Here is a 24,314-nt window from a genome sequence, read left to right on the forward strand (position 1 = left end):
GCCTTAAATCCCTTGCAATGCTTGGTCTAGATCAGCAATCAAATCAGCAATATTTTCTAAACCAATCGACAGCCTAATCGTTTCTGGTTTAATGCCGGCTTCGACTAATTGTTCTTCATTTAATTGTGAATGAGTGGTTGAAGCTGGATGAATGATCAAGGATTTTGCATCGCCAACATTGGCTAATAAAGAGAATAACTTGGTTTGATTAATCAATTTTTTCCCAGCATCGCTACCACCCGATACGCCAAAAGTAAAGATAGCGCTAGCACCTTTAGGAAAGTATTTTTGTCCTAGGTCATAATATTTACTACTTTTCAGCCCTGGATAATTGACCCAATCCACTTTCGGATGATTTTCTAGATACTCCGCAACCTTCTGCGCATTTTCCACATGACGTTCTAAACGTAATGATAAGGTCTCAAGTCCTAATAAAATCACCCAAGAATTAAATGGAGAGGCCGCCGCTCCAGTATCTCGCAGTAAAATTGTTCTTGCTCGTGTAATAAACGCCGCTTTACCAGCTGCTTCCACCCAAGAAATCCCGTGATAGCTTTGATCAGGCTCAACTAAACGAGGAAATTTACCATTGGTCCAATCAAAATTCCCGGAATCAATAATAGCACCACCAAGAGCCGCCCCATGTCCACCAATATATTTTGTAGTCGAATACACGACAATATCGGCACCAAATTCAAACGGTTTAAATAAATAGGCTGTCGCAAAAGTATTATCAACAATCACAGGAATTCCTGCGGCATGGGCAATTTCAGCAATTTTATCTAGTTCAACAATCGTAATATCTGGATTTCCTAATGATTCCACAAAGATAGCTTTAGTATTCTCTTTAATCGCTTCTGCAAAATTTTGTGGATCATCTGAATCAACAAAGGTCGTTTCAATCCCAAATTCAGGCAACGTATGTGCAAATAAATTATATGTGCCACCATAAATACTCGCTGCTGAAACAATATGATCGCCTGCTACAGCGAGATTTTGTATCGCATAAGTAATCGCCGCCGAACCAGAGGCCGTAACTAACGCTCCTACGCCACCTTCCAATAATGCTAATCGTTGTTCCAATACATCATTGGTTGGATTTGTAATTCGGGTATAAATATTACCGGCATCGGTTAAAGCAAAACGAGCTGCCGCTTGATCAGCATCTTCAAAAACATAGGATGTTGTTTGATAAATGGGTACTGCCCGACTTCCTGTGTCCGCATCAACCGTTTGTCCGCCATGTAACTGAATCGTTTCAAATTTATCTGTCATTGTCCATTCCTCCTTTTTTAAATCTTTAGCCCCAAATTTCCTCAGTAATTTCTTTAACCAGTTGCAATTTCTTCCATTGATCTTCTTCAGTTAAAATATTGCCTTCTTCTGTCGAAGCAAAACCACATTGAGGGCTTAAACTAATACGGTCTAATGAAACATATTGGCTAGCTTCTTTAATTCGATCAATAATCGTCTGTTTATCTTCTAATTGACCATTTTTACTAGTAATTAGTCCTAAAACAACTTTCTTATCTGCTGGTAAATTGCGTAACGGTGCAAAATCTCCTGAGCGATCATCATCATATTCTAAAAAGAAAGCATCAGCATTTTCTTGACCGAATAAAGTTTCACCAACTGCTTCGTAACCACCAGAAGCTGCCCAAGTCGAATGATAATTTCCACGACAGACATGAGTTGTAATGCTTAAATCTTCTGGTAAATCGACAATCGCGTCATTATTTAAGCGAACATACAATTTTTTCAAGCCCTCTAAATCAAAACCTTCTGCATATTTAGTTTTCGAATAATTTTCGTCAGCAATCATTCCCCAGGTGCAATCATCTAACTTAATTTGGCGAGCACCTAATTCATATAGATGAAGAATGGTTTCACGATAAGCTTTGGCAATATCTTGATATAAATCTTCTTCCTCGTCATAAAATTCAGCGATTTTATCGGCATTATCACCTCGAACCAATTCTGAATGAAGCTGTGCTGGTGCTGGAATACTGTGACGGATTTTTTCAGCCGGTACCAATTCCGTTAGAAAAGAAAATTCTTCAAAAACTGGATGTTCAGGATTAAAAGCAATCTTCCCATCTAAGCGAGCAGAATCGGCCCGTGTTTCTTCTCCTTGAAATAAATAGCCTTGGTCTCTCACATTATGCTCAACACCATTTAAACCCCAGAAAAAATCTAGGTGCCAATAGCTTCGGCGGAACTCGCCATCACTGAAAACATTTAAATCTGCTGCTTTTTGTTTTTCAACTAATTTTTTTATTTCAGTATTTTCCACTTCAGTCAATTCATTTTGCGTAATCTCTTTTGCTTCAAATGCTGCTCGCACTTCTTTTAATACTTCCGGTCTTAAAAAACTTCCCACGATTTCATAACGATTTACTTTACACATAATAATTTCCTCCATTTCGATAACTAAATTCGAGGTAAAAAAAATCCTCAGAAGAGTATAAACTCTCCTAAGGATGTATGGACTACATGGTACCACCTTATTTTTATAAAAGCATCTGCTTTTACCTCTGCTCCAATACGACACAATCTGTGTGATAATGGGATTCTTGTAACGGGAATATCCGTGTACCTCTAAAAATTTTTTTCGAAGTACCCGCTCAAAAGCCATTTTCAAATCTGTTTTCTTTCATCTCTTTTCAGCTTCCGAGACTCTCTGTTAGAAATTCCACATGATTTTACTTTCTTTTTCTCTGCGTTTAGTTATCTATATTTAATTTTTTATAATCATAAACTTTAAAATATTGATTGTCAACTATAAATTTATTAAACAAATATATTTAAGATCAATGCACCGACTAACCCAACTACGGCGATCAATGTTTCTACTACTGACCATGTTAAGACCGTTTCTTTGATTGACAAGTCAAAATATTCTTTAAACATCCAAAAACCTGCATCATTCACATGGGAGAAAAAGACACTGCCGGCACCTGTCGCAATAACCATCAAAGCTGGATCAGTTCCGGTCGCTGCCATCAACGGTGCAGCCAAGCCTGCGGCTGTCAATGCAGCAACTGTCGCCGAGCCTAAGGCTAAGCGTAAAACAACAGCGATTAGCCAAGCTAAAATTAATGGCGACAAACTGCTGCCGGCAAATAAATTAGCTACATAATCACCAACACCACCTTCAATTAAAACTTGCTTGAAGGCACCACCGCCACCAATAATTAATAACATCATCGCAATTTGTTTAACCGCTTGTTCCATTGAACCCATCAATGTATTCATAGGAATCTTTCGTCTAATTCCCATCGTGTAGATTGCCACTAATAAAGAAATCAGCATCGCAACTCCCGGTGAACCAATAAAATTAATTATACTGTCTAACATACTTGGATGAGTGGGCGTTTTTCCGCCATGTAAAATCATATTATATAAAGTTGATACGGCCATTAAAATAACCGGAAATAAAGAGGTCACCGTACTTGCTAAAAAGCTAGGTGTTTCTTCTAGTTTGAATTCTTTAAAATCACCAACGGCTGATAAATTTCCTGATTGTTTAAACGCCGAAGAAACTATTCTTTGGGCAAATTTAGTATACAAAGGGCCCGCTATCAAAACTGTAGGCACTGCTAAAATTAATCCGTAGAGTAAAACCATCCCAATATTGGCACCATAAATCCCCGCAATCGCTGTTGGTGCTGGATGTGGTGGTAAAAAACCATGGGTCACAGACAAAGCCGCCACCATCGATAGTCCTAAATACATCATAGATAAGCCCAATTCAGCTGCAATAGCAAAAATAATTGGTAATAATAAAACTAAACCAACTTCAAAAAATAAAGCGATACCAATAATGAACGACGCCAAGACAACCGCAATTTGAATTTTCTTACGACCAAATTTTTCGATTAAAGTATTTGCAATTCGAAAAGCGCCACCAGCGTCAGCTACTAAACGTCCTAACATGGCACCAAAACCAAAAACTAGTGCTAGATGACCTAGTTGAGAGCCAATTCCTTCTTCAATCGCAGCTGGTATTTCCCCCAAAGGCATTCCTAATAAAATGGCGACGATAAAAGAGACAATCACAAGAGAAACAAATGTATTCAATTTTACTTTTGCAATTAAGAAAAGTAGAATGGCCACACCAATGACTACAATGAATAATTCCATAATTAATTCCTCCTAATGTGTTCGCTGATAATCAGCAATGGCTTTATACTCACCACTTAACTGACGACTTAAGCGAATAAAGATTGGCAATAAATCACGATAAGCTGTGTAATTTTTTTCATTTGGATGATGAGCATTAGTTACACCAATCATCTCTTTTACCACAGTTAGATCTTTCGCCATATCAAGTGAAACCATTCCTAAAACTGCAGCACCTAGGCAAGAGCTTTCGAAACTTTCTGGAATTGTCACATCAGTCTCAAAAATATCAGCCAGCATCTGGCGCCATAAAGCTGATCTGGCAAAACCGCCTGTTGCTTGAATTGATTTTGGTGAACCAGAAACTTCTTCTAGTGCTAATAAAACAGTATATAAATTAAAAACAATGCCTTCTAAAGCTGCCCGCAGCATGTGTGCTCTTGTATGATTACGATTTAAACCAAAATAAGTTCCTCGTGCATTTGCATCCCATAAAGGTGCCCGTTCTCCACCTAAATAAGGTAAGAAAATCAACCCATCTGAGCCAGCTGGAATTGTACTGGCCATCTCAGTTAAAATATCATAGCTATCAATTTTCATTTGGGCAGCAGTTTCTTTTTCTGGTGCAAATAATTGATCCCGTACCCAGCGGAAAACAATCCCACCATTATTGACTGGACCACCCAAAACATATTTACCCTCACTTAACACGTAACAAAATAGTCGACCTTTTGGATCTGTTACAGGCTGATCAACCACTGTTCTGATAGCGCCACTAGTACCAATTGTTAACGCCAAGACCCCTTCATCGACCGCATTCACGCCTAAATTTGATAACACGCCATCGCTGGCACCAATCACAAATTTAATATCTTCTGGCAAACCCATTACTTCAGCATAAGATTTTTTAATGCCTTGGAATTGATAATCAGTGGCAACTACTTCAGGTAATAAATCCACCGTAATACCTACTGTCTCTAAAGCTAGATTGTCCCAAGTTAAATCAAAAATATTAAACAAACCAGTTGCAGAAGCGATACTTTGATCCATTTTTAATTCACCAAAGAATTTATATAATACATATTCCTTAATACCAATGAAATAACGAGCTTGATTAAAAAGTTCTGGCTTTTCAGTTTTTAACCAAATTAACTTAGATAATGGTGCCATTGGATGAATCGGCGTACCAGTTTTTTCATAAATTTTTTGACCTAAGCCATTTGTTTTGAGTTCTTCACTATATTTTGCCGCTCTATTATCCGCCCAAGTTATTGAACGTGTGATAGGTTCCATCTCTTGGTTTAATAAAATCAAGCTATGCATCGCTGAAGAAAATGATACGCCGCGAATATCCTTGGCTGCAACATCAGATTTACGCACGACTTGTGTTATCGCATCGACCACCGCTTCAAAAATTTCTTCGACATCTTGTTCAGCCATGTCCGGCTCATCTTGATACAATGGGTAACCAACATTGGCATACTCTAAAACATTGCCTTTTTGATCGTATAAGACTGCTTTGGTACTAGTTGTTCCAATATCCGCTCCAATAATATATTCCATCTGCTATTCTCCTTATTTATTGACTGTGTGTCCGCCAAAACCATTTCGCAATGATGCCACAACTTTTCCAGTAAAAGTATCTTCTTCCAATGAACGATAACGCATTTGTAAAGCTAACGTAGTCACAGGCATCGGTACTTGACGTTCTAAACTTTCTTCAACCGTCCATTTCCCTTCGCCAGAAGAATACATGGTTCCTTTCAATTGATCCAAATGAGGGTCAGCGACAAAAGCTTCTTCAGCTAATTCCATTAACCAACTGCGAATAACTGACCCATTATTCCAAACTTTTGCGACGGCTTGATTATCATAATTAAAAGGACTGTGCTCCAATAAATCAAAGCCTTCACCAATTGCTTGCATCATGCCATATTCAATCCCATTATGAACCATTTTCAAATAATGACCGCTGCCCGCTTCACCAGTATAAAGATAGCCATTTTCCTCAGCAATTGCCTTAAAAATTGGTTCGATCATTGAAAAAGTTTCACGATCACCACCAATCATGAAATTCCCACCATTTCTTGCACCATTCATACCGCCTGAAGTACCTACATCAAAAAAGTGAATCCCTTTTTCTTTTAACTCTTGATAGTGTCGAATCGACTCTCCATAATGAGAATTACCGCCGTCAATGACAATATCACCAGCAGATAAAATGTTACCTAATGCTTTAACCGTTTCATCAGTGGGAGCACCAGCTGGCACCATCGACCAAACAATTCTGGGAGAATCTAAACGAGTAAATTCCTTTAGTGAACCGATTCCCTTACCACCTATTTTTTCAGCTTCATCTACCAATGCTGAATTTAAATCAAAAACCGTTACTGCAATTTCGTGCGCCAATAAATTATTTACTAAATTCAAACCCATTTTTCCTAAACCAATCATGCCAATTTCCATTATTAAAAAACCTCCGTTTTGTTTACGGTTTCATTTTATGATATTTTTTTACATTTTACAACCTATAAGTTGTAAATAATTTACAAAAACGGTTTCAATTGTGCTACAATAAATTTGAAATTATTAAGGAGAACAATTTATGGCAAAAGATATTCGACAAGTTATCAATAGTTTTTCCCAAGATTTAAGTCCCACTGAAAAAAAAATAGCTGATTATTTATTGGATCAACGTGATTCAGCTGCCCAGTTAACCATTAAAGAATTAAGTCAAACAATTCAAGTTTCCACAGCGACACTCTCCCGTTTTGCTAAACGTTTAGGCTATCAATCTTTTCAAGAACTAAAAATCGCTTTGAATATTCCATCAGAAACAAACGCTGATGAATTCTTTAGTGACTTAAACCAAAACGATGACTTATTAACCTTAGCTCAAAAGGTTTTTGCAGCAAATATTGCTTCTCTAAAGGATACAGCAAATTTCTTAGATGAAACTACTTTAGAAACAGCCATAAATTTATTAACCAAGGCCAATAAGACAGGTTTCTTCGGCATTGGCGGTTCACAGATAATTGCTCTAGATGCTTACCATAAATTTATGCGAACAAACTTGGAAGCGGAATGTCAAAGTGATTATCACTTACAATTAATGTTAGCGACCAAATTAACCAAGGAAGATTGTGCGGTGGTTATTTCCCATACTGGACGAAACCAAGAAATTTTGCGACTGTGTGAAATTTTGCAAGAAAATCAAGTGCCGATCATTTGTTTAACGAGTTATGCCGGATCACCTTTAGCTAAAGTTTCTGAAGTTGCTTTGATTGCTTTGGCTGAAGAAACAGCTTATCGTTCAGAAGCGATGTCAGCGATACAATCTCAATTTACTTTAATCGATACTTTATTTATGCTCTATTCAGTATCTAATGGTGCCGAAAATAATCTGGCTCGTAAACGCATCCGACAAACTATTAAAAAAACACGCATCTAATTTTCTCCCACTAAAATTTTAGTCGGATTTTTTTGAGACTAGACGTTGGTTTCAAAAATTGCGATAATAAGACTAGATTTAAAAAGCCTATTAAACCAGCATGATACGATATGTGTCATAGTTTTTTTACCTATGATACAAATCCCAGCTACCTTTTTTTTCGGTCAAACTTAATAATAAAACTAGGAGGTGATATCAGTGAATATCGGTGAAAAAATAAAACAACAACGCTTGCAAAAAGAATGGACGCAAGAGCACTTAGCTGAACTTTTAAACGTCTCACGCTCAGCTGTTTCCAGTTGGGAAGTTGGTCGTAATTATCCCGACTTGGTGACGATTGTAGCCATCAGCGATTTATTTGGTATCTCTCTTGACCAATTATTAAGGGAGGACAAGGAGATGGCGAAGAATGTCTCGAAGAAAATCAAGATGAACAAGGTTTACAAAATTATTTTAGGGGTACTGACGTTTTTAATCGTAGTGTATGTGGGTTTGAATTTGAAGTTGCGGGTAGATGAGAATCGATATAAAGAAAATTTAGTCAGTAATAATTGGAGCGCGGTCGTTGATGGTCAAACAGCAAGATGGATTCCACAATATGAATTAAAAGAAAATGGTCTGTACTTTTGGACCCAAGTTTTCCCAATCAGTACATTTACTCTCCCAAGTTCTTATACTAATTTAGATATCATCGTCCGTAACGATACTAAACATTTAGTAGCTCAGATTAATAATGATAAAGATATCGAATTAACCATCGCAAAAGACAACGACACTTCCGCTAAGTATTCCGGTAAAGTTATTGTTGATAAGGATTTAAATGTACTAGAAATTAATGGCAGCTATAGTCAAGCAAAGCAAAAATATTTAAAAGCTTACGTGAAAGAACATCAAACGGATTATAAAAACATTCTTACTCAAGGAATTACCAAACGTAACCAAATCATAGAATAAGCCGTTGAGAAAGATCTCAACGGCTTTTCTTTATTCTCTTGCTTTTAATTCGGCTTTGATTTGTGGATACATCTTATCTAGGTTGTAAAATAGCATGGTTACAACTGACAGCACAATTAAAACCAATGGTAAATACCCATACATTAATTGAATGGCAAAAATAGCTTTGCCACTTTGACTGGCACCACCTGGCTGGTAATTCCCCCAAGCTAGTAACATACCAGCAATCCCACCTGAAATCGCTTGCGCAACTTTTCCTAAAAAACCATTAATGGCTGATAACGAACCTGAAACATTCACGCCTGTTTTCCACTCACCATAATCGACTGGATCTGCCTGCATAGAAAAATAAATACTTTCTTTCATGCCATAACCCACCGCTGAAATGGCCGCACCAACTAAAATAAAAGGATGGTTTGCTTGGGCAAATAAAATAAACACAATCCCTAGGCCTTGAATAATAGCAGAAATCACATACAGGTTTCTTTTACCTAAGCGTCTCGCTAGACTTGGAACTAAAAAGTTTGCCACCATCGGTACCACTGACATAATGGTTGCCACCGTAACCGATAGTGCTTGGCTCCCCACCACTACCGTATAATAATAAACTAACGCAGCTGTCTGCATGAAAAAGCCAGTCCACATAAATAAAATATTGACAGCAAAAATTTTCCATGGACGGTTTTGTGCTAAAGAACTCGCTACTTTTTTCAATGAAACACTGGTACTTTTAGTTGGTAACTCTCTAGTATTAAAAAAGGTAAAGAAGAATAACAAGCAACTAATCAAACCAAAGATAATCATTAAAATTTTAAAACCGGTTTGCTGATTACCTTTACCAAAATAATTTACCAGACTTAAGGCGGTGGCACTGACAACCGTTGCGCCTAAAAAAGCAAAGAACTTTCGTGTCGTAGACAAGGCCGTTCGTTCATCGGTGTCGTTGGTTAGACTAGGCAAAATTGAAGCCATTGGCACATTCACAATCGTGTAAGAAAGAGATAGGCCAAAATAAGTGATGTAAGCATAAATTAATTTTCCATTATTAGAAAAGCCGGGTACATTAAAACACAGATAAGCAAACAGAGCAAAAGGAATCGCGCCAAATAAAAAATATGGTCGCGATTTCCCCCATCTGGTATGGGTATGATCAATTAAATAGCCTACCAACAAATCAGTAACGCCGTCGAAAAAACGAGTAAGTAAAAACATTAGACTGACTGATGCAGCGTTCAAAGCCATAATATCTGTGTAAAAAAATAGTAAGTACAAAGAAATCATCTGCCAAATTAAATTACAAGCAAAATCTGAAACACCATAACCAATTCTTTGACGCCATTTTGAGATGGGCTTTTCTACCTTCCTCATGTTTGCTGATTCCATGTTTCTTCCTCTTTTCTAAAGGTATTTCTTGATTAAATATGCTGGTGTACAACTCCATGCATGGCAATAACTACTCATAATCGGACTACCATACGGTGAAAAATCTGGTTCTTCTGGTTTAAATGCTTCCCAGAAAGTATCTGCACCTAGATCAATCATTTTGCCCCAGTAATTTTTCATTAGTATGATTGCTTCTTCCTTTAAACCGGCTAAAAATAATGCTTCCACCACATGATGGTACATATAAGGTGTAGCAATCCCAGTGATTGGGAATTGAGTGGCTACGGTGGTTGTCATAATTTCACTATTTTTTTCTTGATCAAAAACTTCCGCTAAAACCATCCAGACTTGACTAGCAACATTTATTTCATGATTTTTCTCAACAATAAATTGTTGCTCTTTTGTATCAAAAAGAACTTCTCGAGAGAAATGAATCATGTCTGCTAAAACTCTTTCATAAGTTTCAATTGCTGTTTCTTCCATCACTTTAGCGATAATAATAAAGCGACGTAAGGCATAAATCATCGTTCCTTGACCAGCAGTGTCTTTTTCAAATTCATTAGACCAATCAATAAATGCTGGCCATTCCTCTAAAAGATTTAGCCTTCCTTCGTCATCGACTAATTTCATCGCTAAATCCATCTGTTTTTTTGCCATCGGATATAAATCTTTTAAAACTTCTAAATCTTTAGTTTCATAATAATAATCAGCTAGAATTGCGGCGAAAAAGATACTATATTCAAATAAGAATGTGTCATCAGGAATTAATTCTGGTGCTGTAAACACATTAGCCGGAACTTTTCCTTCTTCTGTTGTCATCCCCCCGAATAGATACAAGCAACGTTTTGTTAAAGCTAAATCACCAAAAGTTGCATAGTTGGCTAAAGCTTGCAGACGCAAATCACCAATCCATAGGCGACGGTCACGCTTTGGTCCATCTTCAAAAACAGTTTGCATACAATCTAAAAGTGTTTTAACTGACACATTGTAAATATCTTTTAGTTCTGGATCATCAATCTCATAGGGTGCTAATTGATTCATGGAAACACTACTTTCAGCAGTAAATACCGGTTGAGAAAAACTAGCTTTCCATTTTGGTGAAGTATCGATCACTTTTAATTCGATATAACGACAGCTATAACGGCGTGGCAAACTTAAAGTAGCTGGCAAAACATCTAAGTGAATGTATTCTTCTTGAATCCAAGACTTTGACAGCCAACCATCGTAATCACTAGATTTTGCAGCGATTTCGGCAGGAACTTCAGCAAATTTTAACTGTAAATATAAAGGTGCATCCATTGGTGAACCCACCGAGTTAATGGCCAACGTAAAATGGCCAACGTAATGATCACCTAAGTCTAAGACGATACTTTCGTCTCGTCCTAGAGTATAATCTGCTAATTTCGTAATATTTTTGTCACTAATTTTTGCAACGTATCCATTCGCACCCTTTTGATCTGCTACTACATCCGCAATTGCCACCGGAACGACAGTTGTTTCAATAATTTCCGGTAGATTTTCTTCTGCTTTTTTTAGTAATTTTTCATCATGATTCCAATTTACGTCGTCATTGATTTGAAATGTAAAAGCCATGTGATCTCCTCCAATTTTTAAGCTACTTGTTTACCAACAGTCATATCTGTCGTATCATCATTAATTTTGTGTTTCTTTTGTAAATGCATCATAATCACCCCTGCAATAGTTGCAATTAGTACAATCCCCGCAAAACCAAACATTGAAGTTTGAATTCTACCTGGTGCCACTAAGTAAGGAGTTACAAAGGCAAACAAGCCACAACACATCCGTGAAAAACCATTAATAAACCCTTGCAATGAAGCTCGTGCCTCAGAAGGAAAAGATTCTTGCGTCCAAACTTTATAAATAGCTTCGCCAGCCAAAGGATTACCAAAATTATAAAAAGCAATGGTGATTGCTAAAGCAATAAATCCTGCGCCACCACCGATTAAAGCCATACCCATCATAGCTGCAAATTGAACAAAGGCACCGATGAAGAAAGCTTTGTTACGATATTTTCCACCGGCAACAGAAGTAAAAGCAATCGTCGTTGCTAAAGAAACAAGATTTAAAACAATCCCTAATCCAGTTGCTTGCGTTTGAGAAGCACCAGCATTAGTTAAAGCATAAGTTTGGAACTGTCCCCAAGTGTTTGCTAGTAAATTCCAGCATACATAGAAAATTAAAATAGCCGCAAAGAAACCAAGATATTTATTTTTGTTTTGACCAAATAAAATTGTTTTAAAAGAAACATCGCTGCTTGTACCTGTCGCTTGTTTTTTAGCTGCTTGACGAGCTGTACCTGCTTCGTGGAATTTTCTAAATTTAGGAGAAAGTAGTCGCCATAACCAAGCAAAAACTGAGAATGCAAATAAAATTGCAAAAACTATTCTAGCACCTAAGACTCCGGAAATACCTGATAATAAAAACGAACAAATATAAGAAATAAATACCCCGACCTGCCAAAAAATTTGGGTTGATGAAACTAACTGCGCTGAAGTTCGTTCATCAGGTGCATCATGAGAAACAACAGTTAAACTAATAGGTAAGTCTGCACCTGAGGCAAAACCCATCACGATGACACCAACTAATAACATCGGAAAACTATTTGCCAAAAGACAGATAGCTGCACCAATGGCATAAAATAAGTTCAACCAATTAAATGAACGAATCAAACCGAAGATTTTGGAAATTTGTCCAGTAAACAATGAACCAAAGGCAATCGCAAAAGTTAACCCCCCAGAAATTAAACCAACTTGCCCCGTTGTTAAATTTAAACCTTGTTGCCAGACAGGAATTGTGGCAGACAAACCAACAATACATCCTGAACCTAACATTGAACCGATACCGGCTGCTGTTGCTAGTGGTGAATATTCTTTCACCAAAGCTGAATTTGAATTATTTTCTTTACTCACTATAAACACTCCTTTATAAGTTAAACGCTTTCCGTTTTTCTATATTTGTATTGTAAGCGCCTTTACAAAAAGGCAACATAGCAAAAAAACAGAATTTAATTATCCAATTCACAGATTAACAACAAAAAAAGCCAGAGAAATTTCTCTGACTTTGTTGTTTACAATTATTTTTTCATTTTTTCAAAATACTTTCACGTAACTCTTTTGGCGTCAAATCACTAAATTTTGCAAATAGTTTATACAAGGAAGGAACTGTCTCAAAGCCAATCTCATAAGAAATCTCTTCAAAATTTTTATCCGTTTCCTCCATCAATTCTAACGCTGCCTTATAGCGCAAAGAATTAATCAAACCTTGGAAGGAGCGTCCAGTTTCCTTTTTTAATTTGTTACTTAAATAATTTGAATTATAACCAAACTGGCTAGCTAAAGAATCCAGTGTCAATGTTTTATAATTACTATCGATGTATTGCAAAATGTTAATCAACTCTTGATTTCCCTGAGATTGCTGTCGATTTTCCTTTTCTAAGTCTCGCGTCAGTTCAATCAACAATAAAGACAAGATTAAATTAATCCCACGCATATAATAGTTTTCTTTATTATAGTACTCCAAAACCATTTTATGTAATAACTGTTGAACATCTTGGTTATCACCGCAATGAAAGTGGATAAAATTATTGTGATTACTTCCAGAACGAGAAGCATTTAATAAAAACTCGTTAACAAGGCCGTTGGACTTTACCATATTCGCCACCACATCAGTTGTGATAGATTCTTCTCTTAACAAGATATTGATAAGAATATCATTTTTTGCTAAGGGATCAATTCGCTGAATGGTTTCTCGATCAAGTAAAATCAACTCACCTTCTTGGAGAAATATTTCTTTATCATCAACATATTGGGTACAACTTCCGGAAAACATATAATTAAATTCCACAAATTCATGGGTATGGGCCGGCATCTCTGAATAACGATGATGTTTATTAATAAAAATATTCCCTTCTCTAAAAAAATGTTCTCCCGGCATTTTAGGGACATCGACTTGGTCAAAGGGTAAATTTTGATCATTGATGTTATGACCATCCAGTTTTTGTGCTACTTCAATCGCATTATCTTCAAATAAAAATGCTCTTAGCTGTTGGAAGTTCATTTAACTCTCCTTTTGATAAATGACAAACCCTTTTGCCGCAATTGATAAACAATCTTTTGATTTCTTCGTCAGCTGCTGTAATAATACCTCACCTGAAAATTGATGTGTCAATTCATTTTCACCTGTATTGAAAACTGCTTGCAGCTCCACTCCTGCAAACTCTCGTACTAATATCAGCTCACCTGATACTTTATCAATTTTTTCCCATACTATACTACCTTCACTCAATAAAGTTGCATATTTTTTTCTAAAAATAATCAGCTCTTTAAAAAAAGCCAACATCGCGAAATCTTGCTTTTCTTTTTCCCAAACCATACATTTGCGGCAATCAGGGTCCATTTCTCCTGTCATAGCAATTTCGTCACCATAATACAGACAAGGCGAACCAGTTTGTAAATAAGTAAATGCTTCGGCTTGGCGCATTAAAGCTTTATCACCATTGGCAACTGTTAAAATTCTTGGTGTATCATGGCTATCCAAAACGTTCATCATCATTTGACTCGTCTGTTTACGATACATGGTCAATTGCCGATTAAGTTTGCTGACCATCTGCGTCAAAGAAATTTTTTTATCTAAAAAATAGCCAATGATTGCATCTGTGAAAGCATAATTCATCACTCCGGTGAATTCATCTCCCTGCAACCAGCTTTGGGCGCTATGCCAGATTTCGCCTAATAAATAAAAATCTGGATTCAAATTAAAACAAACCTCATGAAATTTTTTCCACAAATGATGATCCACTTCATTGGCGACATCTAAACGCCAAGCATCAATTTCAAATTCTTTGATCCAATAACTTGCTACTTCTAAAATAAAATCTTGGACTTCAGGATTAGCCGTATTTAATTTTGACATATGGGGAGTAAATGCAAAGGTGTCATAATTTTTCTCACTAGCAAATTCAAAATCATTGGTTTCTGTATAGCTCACTGGAAAGGAATCAATCATGAACCAATCTTTATAGCGAGAATGCTCGCCATTTTTAACAACATCTTGCCATTGTGGGGATTGATCCCCCAAATGATTAAAAACGGCATCTAACATCACACGAATCCCACGTTGATGACAAGCAGCTACCAATTCTTTAAAAGTTTCCGTATCACCAAAGGCAGGATCAATCTGAAAATAATCAATCGTATCATATTTGTGATTAGAATGGGCCGTAAAAATTGGGCAAAAATAAATCCCATTAATTCCTAAATCTACTAAATAATCCAAATGATCAGTCACGCCTTGCAAATCGCCACCATAAAAATCAGTACGATCAGGATGTTCTTTACTTCCCCATTTTAAGGTTCCTACAGGATCATTCTGTAAGTCACCATTGGCAAAACGTTCAGGAAAGATTTGGTACCAAACAGTTTCTTTTACCCAGTCAGGTGCTTTAAAGCGATCAATTTCCTGAAAATAAGGCATCCGAAAATACATATTGCCTTCTAACAAGTATTTTTCCTCCACCGAAAAAATCCCTTGATCGTTATACAGAATTTCCGAACCATCAATGCCTTTAACAAGAAATCCATAACTTAGTCGCTTATAAGGAGCAGTCACTTCAATTTGCCAAAAATCATGGCTCTCGGTGCTTAACCATTTATCTAGGGAAATACTTTTTTTAAACCATCTCTTCGTTTCTAATTCATAGGGATCACCATGTAATAAACAAACCTCAGCAACATCTTTGCCGGTTTGTAGCCGAATATGCATCAGATTTTTTTTATATAAGTAAGCAAACTCACTCTCTGGTCGATGATAAATTGCAGCTTGGTTCATAAATAACCTCCTTATATTAAATGCTGTGACTAACTGATTCGTCAGTAATTTTTCCTAATTCAATTTGCATAGTGACATGATTCAAAGGAAAATTTTCAGTTAGTTGATGATCTAATTCTTCTATAAATTGATTGTAATTGTCAAGGTTTTCTCGGATGATATGCACAGTTAAAGCATTTTCTGTAGTACTCAAAGCCCAAATGTGTAGGTCATGAATACTTTTAACAGTTGGTTGCTGTAAAATAAATTTTTCAACTTCAGTATAATTTACAGACTTCGGTACTGCATCTAAAGATAAATCCAATGATTCTTTCAATAAACGCCAAGTACCAACAAAAATAATCACAGCTATAGCAATGCTAATAACTGGATCCAACCAATACCAATTTGTAAATTTAATAATAAAAGCGGCTACTACCACACCAACTGAAACCAAAGTATCTGCTGCCATGTGTAAAAAAGCGCCGCGAACATTTAAATCATGAGCTTGATCTTTCATAAATAAAAAAGCCGTAAAACCATTAATTAAGATTCCTACCCCCGCAACTAGCATCACACTATTTTCCTGAACCGGTTGCACATTTCCCAATCGTTGAAATGCTTCTAATAAAATACCGCCAACAGCTATCAATAAAAAGACTGCATTAAATAAAGCAGCTAAAATAGAACTCCTTTTATAACCGTACGTTCGATAATTATCACGGGTCCGTTGACTTAAAATCAAGGCCACCCAAGCTACTAATAAACCTAACACATCACTTAAGTTATGACCCGCATCAGCAATTAATGACAAAGAATTTGCAGTGAAGCCAATAGTTGCTTCAACGATTACGAAAACTAAATTTATTAACATACCTATTTTAAATGCGCGATTGATTTTTTGTTGACCATGATGATTCATTTTTTCTGCCTCTTTTTCATATGATTATTTTTTCATATGATACCACCGAAAATCAAAGAATACAATTGAATCAACACAGACCATTTTCACCTTAAATAATTAATTCAAAAAAACCTCTCGAATCAACGAGAGGTCGCAAATTATTCAATATTATCTTCGGCTTGCCAATGATTAATCGGTCCGAATTTATGACCAACAGCGATTTCTTTTTCAATTGCCGCATTGACAAACTTTTTAGCAATTCGAATGGCAGTTTCAATATCAGTCCCTTTTGCAATTTCTGCCGCGATGCATGCAGACAAGGTATCACCAGTGCCATTAATTCGATCGGTATGATGATAAGGTTCACTCAACCAAAAATCTTTGCCGTCGGCTAATAACACATAATCATTTACTCTGGCTTGTTGTGGATCGTCGTGACGTCCTTTAATCATGACATTTTTGGCACCTAATTTTTGTAGCTGTTTTGCTGCTTTGACATAATCGATTTCAGTTTGAATGTTTAGATTGGTTAGCTTTTGTGCTTCGTAAAAATTAGGAGTAATGACTGTTGCTAATGGAACCAATAATTTTTTTAAGGACTCAAAAGCTGCTTCTTCTAACAACATATTCCCGTGTTTAGTCATAATCACTGGATCAACAACTAACGGACCAAAATCATATTTTAGATAATTTTCGGCAACTGTCTCAATCAATTCAGTATTTGCCAACATACCTGTTTTACTGGCACGAATCTGATAATCTGCTGCCAATAATTCAAATTCCTTTGAAATAAAATCTGTAGGTAACAGAACTTGGGCAGCGATACCGTAAGAATTACCGGCGACACAAGCTGTCATAATAGACGTACCATACACTTTCCTTGCAAAAAAAGTGTGTAAATCAGCTTGCATACCTGCGCTACCGTCACTATCTGAACCTGCTATGGTTAATGCTTGGGGATATTCGTTTGCCATAATGTTCCTCCTAAAAAACTATTTGGAAACATTATACCGCGTTAAAAATCCCTGTCGAATTATTTAATTTTTAACCAGTCTTGGCGAATATTTTCTACCAAGCGAATCATTCGTTTGCCAACTTCACTATATTGATCCGTTGGTAAATTAGCTAATGAAACCCGGACCGCCCAATCACTACTACCAAATGCGTCAGCCTTAAGTAACATCAAGCGTTCTTTTTCAGCTAAAGAAGTTAATAATTGAGTAATGGTCCAATTATTTCTTAAATAGTCAGAAAAATCTTTGCCATAACGAGTGTTAATCCAATTATTAAAATCAATTTCACAATAATAAGCTGTATCTAAAGATTCTAACGGTTCATCCAAACCTAACGTTTTATAAAGTAATTTTTCTCTTTCATGACAAATCGCCATCACTTCAGCTTTATAAGCCTCACCTTCATCTAGTAAAGAATATAGACTAAACATCGTCATCATCACTTGTTGGACTGAAGACAAGCCTGCTGCATGATTTAAAGCAACGTCTCGACTGTCAGCCACAATCCGGTCAATGAAAGAAATTTTTTCAGGCTCGGGAGAAACTGATGCGTATCGAGCATTTAAACTCTTACGATTTTTATCTCCTAAGCTGCGAATCAATTCATCAAAAATATTTTCTTGAGCGACTGCAATAGTACCAATACGCCAGCCTGTTGCACCAAAATATTTTGAATAAGAATAAATACAAGCCGTATTATACGGTAACTCACTGAATAAAGAAGTGAAATCAGGAACAAAAGTGCCATAAACATCATCAGTTAAAACCATTAAGTGGGGATGATCTTCAGCGACAATCTTTTTAATTTGATCGATTGTACTGCCACACATAGCATTTGCAGTTGGGTTACTTGGGTTCACTACAAAGACTGCTTTAATCGTTGGGTCTTTTAATTTATCAATTTCACTCGTGGCATATTGGTAAGTGCTCTTTCCTTCCATCACAGTTTGTTTGGCATGGATTTTCACTACATCAAATTGATATTGAGGTAACTCGGGAATCTCCAAATATGGCGCAAAGGTTGGTAACATTAAAGCAATCCGATCACCTTTACTCAACAAGAAATTATTCATTAAACTATCAAATAAATAACAAATTCCTGCTGTTCCGCCTTCAACCGCAAAAATATCAAAGGGAATTGTAGAATGAGAAAATAATTCTTGGTTCAAATATTTTTTAATCGGACCTTCAGCTGCGGGTAAACATCGAACTGGATTAGGATAGTTGTCGCCTATAATATAATCTAACATTTGGCTTAACCATTCTTCTCGCGGCATACCAAGGAAATTATTATCCGAGTACCAGATTTTTTTCAAAAAGTTAGCACCTTTTGAAGTTTGACCTGCTAAAAAGGTTTCAAAACGTTGACTGCGATTTTCACTTTGGTAAATTTGACCAGCCGTATAATTGCCGTCTGCATGTAAGGTTTCGCTAGTCGCAAATTGACCTAATAAAAAGAAAGCTTCACGGGGGGTTGGCGCTGTCCAGTTTGGATTTCCTCGTCCGGCATTTAATAATCCTTGAGTTTGGCCATTTTTGATTAGTTCTTGTTCTAAAGATAAGCTCAATTCAAAAGGACTCAACTTTTCTTTGGCTTCATCTTTTACAATCATTTTACTCGTCCTCCATATGTTTCTCTTGATACCTCTATTTGAACGCCATAACGCTTGTAATTCAAGTAAGAAGTCGCCTATTTAAGAGGAAACTTATTGTTTTCTTTGCAGGATAAAATGATTGCTAATATTCTGATAATTTAAAAAAAACTAAGCTTATTTTTAATTTGTAACATCCAGTTGTCAGATGAGAGTTTTTATTTTTTTCGATTATCTTTAATTTTTACTACTACGCGGAATTGTCTTTCTGGATGGCTCTCACGATTTGCATATTGAATGCGTGATTCAAATAAATCCCCATGACCAAAATACAACAATTTGCTTAACAAAGTATTGCGATCTTTTGGTACATAACCAATTTTTCGATCCTGATAAAAGATTGCAACAGCTTCTGGATCATAGGGATTGTCTGATTCTGCTATTAAAATCACTTCTTTGCCTAAAGATCATTCTTCAATCACTTCCAGACCCTCACCGTAAGCAAAACCAGCAACGTGAAAGTCCATTAAATGACGACTTTTTTCATAACTATGATCTTGCAATGATTTTAATAATTCTTCTTTGTTTAACATATCATCACCAGCTTCCTAATTAATTAAACGCTTACAATAATTTTAACATAAAATGACTGTCGAAAATGGTACCCTTCGACAGTCATGGATTAATTTGTGTGTTTCATCAGACGGTTAATATGCACCGCCAAATAAAAAGTTTCTTCATCTGGAATCCGACGTTCGTAGCTTTTTTCTAGATAATCTCGGACTTTCACGGCAATTTCAGCGGCTTCAGGAAATAAGGTCCACATTTGACCATGTAAGGCTTCCTCGCCTTCTTGTAATAAACCATCCGTGTAAAATCGTTCGACAAAAAAACGTACATGGGTAATAAAACGATTATAATGTAACGAATGAACATCAACTTCTTTTTGAATTGAATAGCGTACCAGATTGACAATCTCGCCAATCATTTTTGCTGAGCGAAAACTATCTGTCTGTTCATTATTTTCAGCATTGATTAAGTGAAACGCGATATTACTCGCTTCTTCTTCTGGTAAATCAATCTGATACAACTGATTTAGTTTTTCTAAGGCTGCTAATGATACTTGAAATTCTTTAGGATAATAATTTTTAATTTCCCAATGGAGTCGGTTGGTAATCTGCATCCCGCTTCTAGCTCGTTCAACCGCAAAGTGCAAGTGATCAGTCAAACTCAGATATAAATTATTATTTAATTCTTTGTTTAACTGTTTTTTTGCGTCATCAATAATATCTCGTGTCAGCTGAAAGAATTCGAAAGGAACTTCACTCACTAATTCAGCAATTTGCGAAGATTTTTGTTCAGTTGCTTCCAAGAAGATTTTGTCTACTTGTTCATCAGAAAGCTGCTCACCAGCTTTTTTCCCAAAGCCGATCCCTTTACCTAACGCAATCATTTCTTGCCCATCTTTTTCAACTAACACGACACTCGAATTTAATACTTTTTTGATTACGCTCACAAGCCTCTTCCCCTTTTATCAAAAATTATTCAGCTAAAGAAGCGCCATTTGTTTGAATTACTTTTTGATACCAGTAGAAAGAATCTTTGCGCATCCGATCATAAGTGCCATTGCCTTCATCATCGGCATCAACATAAATGAATCCGTAGCGTTTAGACACTTGAGAAGTCCCCGCACTGACTAAATCGATTGGCGCCCAGCTAGTATAGCCAACTAAATCAACGCCTTCATCAATGGCTTCTTTCATTTGTTTAAAATGAGCAGTGAAATATTCCATCCGGTAATCGTCATGGATTTTTCCATCTTCAATTTTATCTACTGCACCCATACCATTTTCAACAATCATTAATGGCACATTGTAGCGATCATATAATTCAATCAAGGAAATTTTTAACCCTTTAGGATCAATTTGCCAGCCCCATTCAGTTGATGGTAAGTAGGGATTTTTCACTCCTAAAACAGTATTTCCTGGTGTTCTTTCAGCATTTGGATCTGCTGACTCTGCCATCGACATATAATAACTAAATGACACAAAATCAACAGTATGTTCTTTCAATATTTCCTTATCGCCTTCAACCATTTCTGGCATCAAATTGCGTTTTTCTAAGTCCTTGATAATCATTCGTGGATATTCACCGAAAACTTGAACGTCGGCATAAAAATCATTTTCCAGGTTTTTCTTTAAAGTTAATTCTACATCTAAAGGTGCACATGTTAAGGGATAAGTCATTAGTTTGGTTAGCATACAACCAACTTGACTACCAGGAATTTTTTCATGGGCATCTTTTGTCACAAGGGCACTTGCCACAAATTGGTGATGCAACGCTTGATAAACATCAGCAATATAGCGTCCTTCGGCACTTTTATCAGGAATAATTCCCGCAGTAGTAAAAGGATGACGGTGAATACTATCAATCTCATTAAACGTCAACCAATACTTAACATATTTTCCAAATCGATCAAAACAAACATTTGAGAAACGAACAAAATCATCTACGACACGACGATCAACCCAACCATTAAATTTTAAGCTTAATGATACAGGCATTTCATAATGGGACAAAGTGACGATTGGTTCAATATTTAAACGTTCCATTTCTTTGAAGACATTTTCGTAAAAAGCGACACCCGCTTCATTTGGTTCTAACTCTTCACCAGTTGGAAATAATCTTGTCCAAGCAATCGATAAACGTAAAGTTTTAAATCCCATTTCAGCAAACAAAGCCAAATCTTCTTTATAACGATGATAAAAATCAATTCCGCGACGTTTTGGATAATCTTTATCTGTTTGATCAGCGATGGCAGCTTCAATCGATTCTGTTGAAACTTCCCAATGAGCAGCATAATTTGTATTATCGATATTTGGTTTGTAAGAAGCAATATCAGCCACCGACATTCCTTTACCGTCGACGTTCCAGCCTCCTTCAACTTGATTAGCAGCTACCGCGCCACCCCATAAAAATCCTTCTGGAAATGCATTGTTTGTCATAAAAAAGCTCCTTTATATTTTACACTATTTTTTAATCTTAAGCTAAACTGATTGCCAATAAATCTGATTCATTGGTTACTTCTTTTTCTGTCTCTAAAGAAGCCACGTTAAATTTATCATGGTTGGTGACTACATAAATTACTGTTGGATCAAAACCTGCAGCTTCAATTTTTGCAATATCAAATTCAATTAGCAATTGACCTTTTTTCACTTGATCACCTGCTTGAACTTTTGGCGTAAAGCCATCACCTTGCATTTGAACTGTATCAATCCCAATATGAAATAAAATTTCAGCACCACTATCTAACCGTAAGCCTAGTGCGTGACCTGTTTCAAAAACCATTGTAACTTCCGCATCAGCTGGTGCATACAACTTTCCTTCTTCAGGAAGAATACCGACACCGCTGCCTACCATACCACTAGAAAAAACTTCATCTTTTACTTCACTTAAAGGAATCACTTTACCAGTTAAAGGACTTGCTAACGTTTCAGTATAATCTGAAGATAAATTTGTTGGCATTTCAGTTTTTTCAACTGTTTCTTCCACTTTTGCATCTTTAAAGAAGATTAAAGTAATGACAAATGACAACACAAAGGACAATCCTAAAACAACAAAGGCCCAAACTAAATTCATTGCATCAGAAGGATCAGCGTACATTGTGATACTAGCAAGTCCGGGTCCCACCAAAGCAAAAGCTCGAATTGCTGTTAACCCAGCAACTGCACCGCCGATTAAACTGGATGCCATCACAGCATATAATACCCGTTTGTGTAAAATGGTAACTCCATAAAGCGCCGGTTCAGTGATCCCAAACAAAGCAGAAATCCCAGCTGAAACTGCTGTAGCTTTTAGTTTTTTGTCTTTGGTTCTTAAACTAACAGCAAAACTAGCACCTGATTCAGAAATATTATGAGCTAACGATGCTGGTAAATATAGTAATTCCATTCCTAACTCACTCATTGAAGAGACAGCATAAGGAATCATTGCTTTGTGCATCCCAGTAACAACCATTAATGGTAAAACGGCCGCTAATAATCCAGTTGCTACCCAACCAAGTTGATTGTATAAAGCGACAATCACACCAGAGAAAATTGTCCCGATATTAAAACCTAATGGGCCTAAAATTAATAAAGCCACCGGTGCAGTAATTAATAAACTCATCATTGGTACAAAGAAAATTCGAATTGATTTGAAAGAGTATTTAGTAAAGAATTTTTCCATTACTGCATAAAATAAAACGGTTAAAATTGCTGGAAAAACTTGTGAACCATAATCAATGTTTTCTATCCCAAAAGACAATAATGACGTGCCTTCAGTAATTAAAGCAGTCAAACTAGGTAAAATCATGACACCAACGACCGAAACAGCCACCAGTTCATTAACCTTCAATTTCCGTGCTGTTGTAATGGCTACTAAAATCGGTAAGAAATAAAGTGGTGCACCTCCGATTTGGTATAATACTTGGTAAGTTTGACTTTGATCACTCATTACGCCGACAAGTGATGCCAACAATAGTAATGAACGTAAAATCCCACCTCCAGCAATAGCTGGAATTAATGGTTGGAAAACGGAAATAATAAAGTCTAAGATAACTGCGCCAATTTTTTGCTTTTCTTTGGGTCCGTCATCGTTACCGGTTGTACTTGCACCGTCACCGATTAAATTTTTAACTTGATCAAAAACCTCTACTACTTCGTTACCAATAATTACTTGCAATTGAACGTTTTGGCGAACACCCATAACGCCATCAATTTTTCCTAACGCTTCTTCATTGGCTTTGCTTTTATCTTTTAACGTAAAACGTAATCTTGTAGAACAATGTTCTAAATGGGCAACATTTTCTTTGCCGCCGATTTCTTCAACGATTTCTTTTGCGGTTTCTTGGTAATTCATACGATTCCCTCATTTCTAAATTTTATTGCATTCACTTGGCCGAATGAATACAAAAAAGGCAGAACTTAAATAAATCGACATTACGCCCATAAAGAAACGTAATAACAACTTATTTAGGTCCTGCCTGCATTACCAGTCACATGCCTGTATCAATGTCTGTATATTAGCAT

General features: G+C 36.5%; 20 protein-coding genes and 1 other annotated feature. Of the genes, 2 read left to right on the forward strand and 18 right to left on the reverse strand.

The genetic code is table 11. From position 1 onward, the window contains the following. Positions 1-3 precede the first annotated feature (3 nt). The 5 genes from KUA55_RS13305 to gnd all read right to left on the reverse strand — a co-directional run bounded on the left by KUA55_RS13305 (position 4) and on the right by gnd (position 6,588). Positions 4-1,275: an O-acetylhomoserine aminocarboxypropyltransferase/cysteine synthase family protein gene (locus KUA55_RS13305; protein WP_218326869.1), complete on the reverse strand. Its 1,272-nt coding sequence runs from the start codon at positions 1,273-1,275 to the stop codon at positions 4-6. A gap of 25 nt (positions 1,276-1,300) precedes the next feature. Further along, positions 1,301-2,407 (reverse strand): 5-methyltetrahydropteroyltriglutamate--homocysteine S-methyltransferase, encoded by a 1,107-nt coding sequence (locus KUA55_RS13310; RefSeq protein WP_218326870.1) that lies wholly within the window; start codon positions 2,405-2,407, stop codon positions 1,301-1,303. 66 nt (positions 2,408-2,473) lie between these two features. Further along, positions 2,474-2,727, reverse strand: a binding site (T-box leader). Positions 2,728-2,790: 63 nt separating this feature from the next. After that, a complete protein-coding gene (locus KUA55_RS13315) occupies positions 2,791-4,143 on the reverse strand; it encodes a gluconate:H+ symporter (RefSeq protein ID WP_218326871.1) in 1,353 nt (450 codons plus the stop codon). A gap of 12 nt (positions 4,144-4,155) precedes the next feature. Next, a complete protein-coding gene (gene gntK / locus KUA55_RS13320; RefSeq protein WP_218326872.1) occupies positions 4,156-5,685 on the reverse strand; it encodes a gluconokinase in 1,530 nt (509 codons plus the stop codon). 12 nt (positions 5,686-5,697) lie between these two features. Beyond that, positions 5,698-6,588, reverse strand: coding sequence for a phosphogluconate dehydrogenase (NAD(+)-dependent, decarboxylating) (gene gnd, locus KUA55_RS13325; protein ID WP_218326873.1), 891 nt, complete (start codon positions 6,586-6,588; stop codon positions 5,698-5,700). A gap of 139 nt (positions 6,589-6,727) precedes the next feature. On the opposite strand from gnd, the gene KUA55_RS13330 reads away from it, so the two are divergent. Together KUA55_RS13330 and KUA55_RS13335 are read left to right on the forward strand one after the other, a co-directional pair. Beyond that, positions 6,728-7,573, forward strand: a complete 846-nt coding sequence (locus KUA55_RS13330; protein ID WP_218326874.1) for a MurR/RpiR family transcriptional regulator — start codon at positions 6,728-6,730, stop codon at positions 7,571-7,573. Positions 7,574-7,771: 198 nt separating this feature from the next. Further along, on the forward strand, positions 7,772-8,527 hold the full coding sequence (locus KUA55_RS13335) for a helix-turn-helix domain-containing protein (RefSeq protein WP_218326875.1): 756 nt from the start codon (positions 7,772-7,774) through the stop codon (positions 8,525-8,527). A 30-nt stretch (positions 8,528-8,557) separates the two neighbouring features. Here KUA55_RS13335 and KUA55_RS13340 read toward each other — a convergent pair whose 3' ends face one another. The 13 genes from KUA55_RS13340 to KUA55_RS13395 form a co-directional block, all read right to left on the reverse strand. Next, on the reverse strand, positions 8,558-9,910 hold the full coding sequence (locus tag KUA55_RS13340) for an MFS transporter (RefSeq protein WP_218326876.1): 1,353 nt from the start codon (positions 9,908-9,910) through the stop codon (positions 8,558-8,560). A gap of 15 nt (positions 9,911-9,925) precedes the next feature. Beyond that, positions 9,926-11,503 (reverse strand): alpha-L-rhamnosidase-related protein, encoded by a 1,578-nt coding sequence (locus tag KUA55_RS13345; RefSeq protein WP_218326877.1) that lies wholly within the window; start codon positions 11,501-11,503, stop codon positions 9,926-9,928. A 17-nt stretch (positions 11,504-11,520) separates the two neighbouring features. Further along, complete coding sequence (locus tag KUA55_RS13350; RefSeq protein WP_218326878.1) at positions 11,521-12,840, reverse strand: MFS transporter; 1,320 nt, start codon at positions 12,838-12,840, stop codon at positions 11,521-11,523. A 172-nt stretch (positions 12,841-13,012) separates the two neighbouring features. Further along, a complete protein-coding gene (locus tag KUA55_RS13355; protein ID WP_218326879.1) occupies positions 13,013-13,987 on the reverse strand; it encodes an AraC family transcriptional regulator in 975 nt (324 codons plus the stop codon). Further along, positions 13,988-15,757, reverse strand: coding sequence for a glycoside hydrolase family 13 protein (locus KUA55_RS13360; RefSeq protein WP_218326880.1), 1,770 nt, complete (start codon positions 15,755-15,757; stop codon positions 13,988-13,990). It abuts the gene before it with no gap. A gap of 16 nt (positions 15,758-15,773) precedes the next feature. Continuing rightward, on the reverse strand, positions 15,774-16,658 hold the full coding sequence (locus KUA55_RS13365) for a cation diffusion facilitator family transporter (RefSeq protein WP_218326881.1): 885 nt from the start codon (positions 16,656-16,658) through the stop codon (positions 15,774-15,776). 140 nt (positions 16,659-16,798) lie between these two features. Next, entirely contained in the window at positions 16,799-17,614 is an 816-nt protein-coding gene (gene thiD, locus KUA55_RS13370; protein ID WP_218326882.1) for a bifunctional hydroxymethylpyrimidine kinase/phosphomethylpyrimidine kinase, read from the reverse strand. A 59-nt stretch (positions 17,615-17,673) separates the two neighbouring features. Then, complete coding sequence (aspD, locus tag KUA55_RS13375; protein ID WP_218326883.1) at positions 17,674-19,266, reverse strand: aspartate 4-decarboxylase; 1,593 nt, start codon at positions 19,264-19,266, stop codon at positions 17,674-17,676. Positions 19,267-19,463: 197 nt separating this feature from the next. After that, complete coding sequence (locus KUA55_RS18365) at positions 19,464-19,697, reverse strand: HIRAN domain-containing protein (RefSeq protein ID WP_343214725.1); 234 nt, start codon at positions 19,695-19,697, stop codon at positions 19,464-19,466. 15 nt (positions 19,698-19,712) lie between these two features. Further along, complete coding sequence (locus KUA55_RS18550) at positions 19,713-19,838, reverse strand: hypothetical protein (protein ID WP_281419038.1); 126 nt, start codon at positions 19,836-19,838, stop codon at positions 19,713-19,715. Between the two features lie 89 nt (positions 19,839-19,927). Beyond that, positions 19,928-20,761, reverse strand: a complete 834-nt coding sequence (locus KUA55_RS13385; RefSeq protein ID WP_218326884.1) for a PRD domain-containing protein — start codon at positions 20,759-20,761, stop codon at positions 19,928-19,930. Positions 20,762-20,786: 25 nt separating this feature from the next. Beyond that, on the reverse strand, positions 20,787-22,250 hold the full coding sequence (locus KUA55_RS13390) for a glycoside hydrolase family 1 protein (protein WP_218326885.1): 1,464 nt from the start codon (positions 22,248-22,250) through the stop codon (positions 20,787-20,789). A gap of 37 nt (positions 22,251-22,287) precedes the next feature. Beyond that, the gene (locus KUA55_RS13395) at positions 22,288-24,144 is read right to left on the reverse strand and encodes a beta-glucoside-specific PTS transporter subunit IIABC (RefSeq protein WP_218326886.1); all 1,857 of its coding nucleotides are present in this window, start codon (positions 24,142-24,144) and stop codon (positions 22,288-22,290) included. Positions 24,145-24,314 lie beyond the last annotated feature (170 nt).

The sequence above is a fragment of the Enterococcus alishanensis genome, assembly GCF_019218635.1.
In the GTDB taxonomy this organism is placed as follows: Bacteria; Bacillota; Bacilli; order Lactobacillales; family Enterococcaceae; genus Enterococcus_A; species Enterococcus_A alishanensis.

Coding starts and splice junctions, on each gene's coding strand:
- KUA55_RS13305 (WP_218326869.1), bottom strand. CDS start 1,275: ATGACAGATAAATTTGAAACGATTCAGTTACATGGCGGACAAACGGTT.
- KUA55_RS13310 (WP_218326870.1), bottom strand. CDS start 2,407: ATGTGTAAAGTAAATCGTTATGAAATCGTGGGAAGTTTTTTAAGACCG.
- KUA55_RS13315 (WP_218326871.1), bottom strand. CDS start 4,143: ATGGAATTATTCATTGTAGTCATTGGTGTGGCCATTCTACTTTTCTTA.
- gntK (WP_218326872.1), bottom strand. CDS start 5,685: ATGGAATATATTATTGGAGCGGATATTGGAACAACTAGTACCAAAGCA.
- gnd (WP_218326873.1), bottom strand. CDS start 6,588: ATGGAAATTGGCATGATTGGTTTAGGAAAAATGGGTTTGAATTTAGTA.
- KUA55_RS13330 (WP_218326874.1), top strand. CDS start 6,728: ATGGCAAAAGATATTCGACAAGTTATCAATAGTTTTTCCCAAGATTTA.
- KUA55_RS13340 (WP_218326876.1), bottom strand. CDS start 9,910: ATGGAATCAGCAAACATGAGGAAGGTAGAAAAGCCCATCTCAAAATGG.
- KUA55_RS13345 (WP_218326877.1), bottom strand. CDS start 11,503: ATGGCTTTTACATTTCAAATCAATGACGACGTAAATTGGAATCATGAT.
- KUA55_RS13355 (WP_218326879.1), bottom strand. CDS start 13,987: ATGAACTTCCAACAGCTAAGAGCATTTTTATTTGAAGATAATGCGATT.
- KUA55_RS13360 (WP_218326880.1), bottom strand. CDS start 15,757: ATGAACCAAGCTGCAATTTATCATCGACCAGAGAGTGAGTTTGCTTAC.
- KUA55_RS13365 (WP_218326881.1), bottom strand. CDS start 16,658: ATGAATCATCATGGTCAACAAAAAATCAATCGCGCATTTAAAATAGGT.
- thiD (WP_218326882.1), bottom strand. CDS start 17,614: ATGGCAAACGAATATCCCCAAGCATTAACCATAGCAGGTTCAGATAGT.
- aspD (WP_218326883.1), bottom strand. CDS start 19,266: ATGATTGTAAAAGATGAAGCCAAAGAAAAGTTGAGTCCTTTTGAATTG.
- KUA55_RS18550 (WP_281419038.1), bottom strand. CDS start 19,838: ATGTTAAACAAAGAAGAATTATTAAAATCATTGCAAGATCATAGTTAT.
- KUA55_RS13390 (WP_218326885.1), bottom strand. CDS start 22,250: ATGACAAACAATGCATTTCCAGAAGGATTTTTATGGGGTGGCGCGGTA.
- KUA55_RS13395 (WP_218326886.1), bottom strand. CDS start 24,144: ATGAATTACCAAGAAACCGCAAAAGAAATCGTTGAAGAAATCGGCGGC.